This window comes from Candidatus Effluviviaceae Genus V sp., assembly GCA_014728125.1.
Taxonomy (GTDB): domain Bacteria; phylum Joyebacterota; class Joyebacteria; order Joyebacterales; family Joyebacteraceae; genus WJMD01.
This window is the reverse complement of the sequence record WJMD01000112.1, coordinates 1-3,461: the sequence shown is the minus strand read 5'-3', so window position 1 is coordinate 3,461 and position 3,461 is coordinate 1. Positions and strand designations below refer to the sequence as shown.

The following is a 3,461-nucleotide window of genomic DNA, read 5'->3' as shown; positions in this document are numbered from 1 at the left end:
GCCGGCGCACCGAGGAGCGACCTGGCGTGCGGCCGGTCTCCCGGGAGCTCGACGCCGGCGAGCTCGAGCACGGTCGGGTAGAGGTCGGTCAACATCACCGGGTCGTTCCGCATCCCCGCCTCGAGCCTACCCGGTGCTCGGACCACCAGAGGCACCGCGATGAGCGTCTCGTGAACGCCGAACTGGTGGTCCATGAGGCCGTAGTCACCGAGGTTCTCGCCGTGGTCCGACGTGACGATGATGACGGCGTCGTCGTGGAGTCCGCGGGAACGGAGCATCTCAATGAGGTCCTTCAACAGATTGTCGGACGTCGCGGCGTCGCCCATGTAGAGACGCCGGACCCTGCTCCACTCAACGTTCTCAGGCGCATGGAGACCCGCGTTGAATTCGTACGCCCACCGCGTCGTGACGACGTCGTCCGGCGGAAGATCGGGCAGACTCCGCTCGCGGACAGCCGACGACGGGTCGTAGGGCAGATGCGCCTCGAGGTAGTTGACGAAGAGCAGGAACGGGCGCGAGCCGTCGCGTTCATCCAGCCACCGCTCGATGTTCGCGTTCGTGGCGAGCCCTCCCTGGCTCCCCCGCATGGCGTGGATCCTGTCATCGCCCCTCGACTCGACGTACGACGTGCGGAAGCCCCGCATCACGCCGCTGAGCTCATCGGTCAACCACGGGTTGCTGAAAAAGGCCGCGGTCTCGTACCCGGACGAAGCCAACCGCTCGCCCAGCGTCTTGTGCTCGGCCCCCAGCACGGGACTGTGCCCCGTGCAGAGGTGGGTCGAGGACAGGTGCCCGGTGAGGAGTGAGGCGTGCGACGGCAGCGTCCAAGGGGCCGTCGCCCAGGCGTTCGTGAACGTCGTCCCCTCTCCCGCGAGCGAGCCGAGCGTCGGCATCGGGCCGTTCAGAGGGTCGCCATTGAGGTCTGTCACATCGTCGCGGACGGTGTCGAGCACCACGATGACGATGTTCGGCAGTCTCTCGTCACTCCTGCTGCAGCCGCCAGCAAGCAACGCAAGCAACAGCGCCGCGACAGCGGCCATCGTCAGGAGCGCGCTCAAGAACGTGCGCTTCATGCAGCTCTTCTCCGAGTCAAGTCGCCGAGCACTCAGAACCCGCGGCAATGGTACACCGGCTCACATCCTTGTCAGGGGAGCAGCACACTTCTTCTCAAGGGACGGCCGAAACTCGTTTCCGTGAGGTTCAGGCGCTCTCGACGGTCCGCCGCCGCTCGCTCAGAAGCAGTACATCGATGAGGCTGTCTGCGTCCCTCGCGGCCATCCAGCGTTCCTCGAAGCGCGGGTCCTGGAGCGTCTGGGCGATGGCTGCGAGCGCGCGCAGGTGAAGCGTCCGCGTATCGCGCGTTCCCACGAGCACGAAGCCCGCCTTGACCGCGGGAGCCTCCTCGGAGAAGCGCACACCCTCGCGAGACCTGACCAGCAGCAGCTCGAACACGCCGTCGCCGTCGAGCACGATGTGGGGCACAGCGGCGAAAGGGGTGATGGCCGTGCTGCTCTCGGCCTCACGCTCAGAGATGAGTCTGACGAGCTCGTCCTCGCTCGGGCACGCTTCTCCGCACGACACGTGACGCGCAACGAGCCGGAAGAACGCGTCGCGCTCCATTCCCTCGTCGAGATCGAGCACCGTCGCGCGCTTCACGGCCTCGTCGAAGGCATCGTGCTCGATGCTGTCGCGCTCGTTGATGATCTCCCGGAGCTCGGTCTCCAGTCCCCTGCCAGCGATCCTCCGGTCCGTGATCCGAGCGACAAGATGGAGGAGCGCCGACTGCGTTGTGGCCCGGCGCCGGCCGTACAGAAGGTAGAGCGAGACGCCGGCGATGACGAAGAGCGCGGTGATGAGAATCGACTCGAACCCCATGTCGGCGATCAGCGCGAGGAAGGCGACGATGCTGACGATCTGTAGCCAGGGATAGAGCGGTGCCCGGAAGGTCGGCCGGTAGTTCTGGATCCGGCTCTCTCTGAGAACGATGAGCGAGAGGCTCGCCAGCACGTTGGTCAGCAGCACGACCGTCGAGGCCGCTTTGATGAGCGTGTCGAGACGGATGAGAAGCGACAGGGCGATGAAGAGCCCCGTCACGAGAACGGCGAACGTGGGCACGCCGGACCGGCCGCCGGTTCGCGCGAACCGCTCCGGAATCAGCCTGTCGCGGGCGAGCGCCAGCGGGTAGCGCGAGGCCGTGAGGATGCCCCCGTTGGCGGTCGTGATGAAGGCGAGAAGGGACGCGACGGTCACCGCGATGAAGCCGGGATTGCCCATGACGGCACGGGCGCTGTCCGCGATCGGCGTGAGGGAAGCGGCGAGCCGGTCGGCGGGCAACACGCCCACCGCGATGAAGGGCACGAGCGTGTAGATCGCTGTGACGACCACGAGCGAGGAGATGAGCGCGGCCGGGATCGTTCTCTGGGGATTCCGCACCTCCCCTGCGACGCTGGCGGTCGTCAAAAGTCCACCGAACGAGACGAACACGAAACCGGCCGTGGAGACGATCGCGTTTCGGCCGTGGGGGATGAACGGGTCGAACCGCGCGATCTCCACCTGATTGAAGCCGGTCACGATGAGCGCGGCGAGGATGGCGAGCAGCCCGGCGACGAGCGCCTGCTGGAACCCCGCGGCCTCCCTGACGCCGGTGAGGTTCAGGATGATGAACCCCGCACAGACCAGGAGGCCGGCCGCCACAAGGTCGAAGCCGAAAAAGACGACCAGAAGCTCGGCGATGCCGACGATGGCGAATGCGCTCTTGAGCGAGAGCGCGAGCCAGCTGAGGAGCCCGGAGACCGAGCCCAGCAGGCTCCCGAAGCTCCTCGTAATGAAGAAGTAGTCGCCGCCGGCGCGCGGCATGGCCGTCGTGAGCTCAGCGAGACTCAGAACGGCCGTGAGCGCGAGCAGGCCCGCCAGGGCGTACGAGACGAAGACCGCGGGACCTGCCCGCGCGAACGCGAGCCCGGGCAGGATGAAGAGCCCGGAGCTGATCATCGCCCCGGCCGCTATCGAGAAGACGGCGAAGAAGCCGAGCTGTCGCTTCATCGTGCTCCGGGCCTCCCGTTGTGGGACTCACTCGAACGGTGCGATGATAGCGGAAACCCGCCGGTAGCACGAGGGGTGAGTTGAGACCGGCAGAGCTCACGAAACCGCATGGACCGCCGGCGCGAGCATGTGGTATTCTTGCTCAGCAGGCGTTTCCCTCATAGGCTTTGTCACCGTAATCGTCGCATGCTCTTGCAGGAGGCTCCTCCCATGACGGCCAGAAGCATTCTTCTCGTGATCGCGGCGTCGCTGATCCTCGGCGCCCCTTCCTCCCACGCAGGCGTCGTCCGCGTCCCGCAGGACGAACCAACGATCTCCGCCGGCATCAGCGAGGCCTCTCCCGGCGACACCGTGCTCATCGCGTCCGGCACATACGACGAGCACAGCCTCAATGTGACGAAAGGCATCACGATCGCCGG

General features: G+C 66.4%; 3 protein-coding genes. 1 reads left to right on the top strand and 2 read right to left on the bottom strand.

Features of this window, described 5'->3' with window-relative positions:
- Together GF405_07000 and GF405_06995 are read right to left on the bottom strand one after the other, a co-directional pair.
- The coding region (locus tag GF405_07000; protein ID MBD3367903.1) for a sulfatase-like hydrolase/transferase at positions 1–1,073 on the bottom strand (1,073 nt) is incomplete at its 3' end.
- Positions 1,074–1,200: 127 nt separating this feature from the next.
- On the bottom strand, positions 1,201–3,042 hold the full coding sequence (locus GF405_06995) for an amino acid permease (GenBank protein MBD3367902.1): 1,842 nt from the start codon (positions 3,040–3,042) through the stop codon (positions 1,201–1,203).
- Positions 3,043–3,252: 210 nt separating this feature from the next.
- Between GF405_06995 and GF405_06990 the strand changes: the two genes are divergently transcribed.
- The coding region (locus tag GF405_06990; GenBank protein MBD3367901.1) for a hypothetical protein at positions 3,253–3,461 on the top strand (209 nt) is incomplete at its 3' end.

Coding starts and splice junctions, on each gene's coding strand:
- GF405_06995 (MBD3367902.1), bottom strand. CDS start 3,042: ATGAAGCGACAGCTCGGCTTCTTCGCCGTCTTCTCGATAGCGGCCGGG.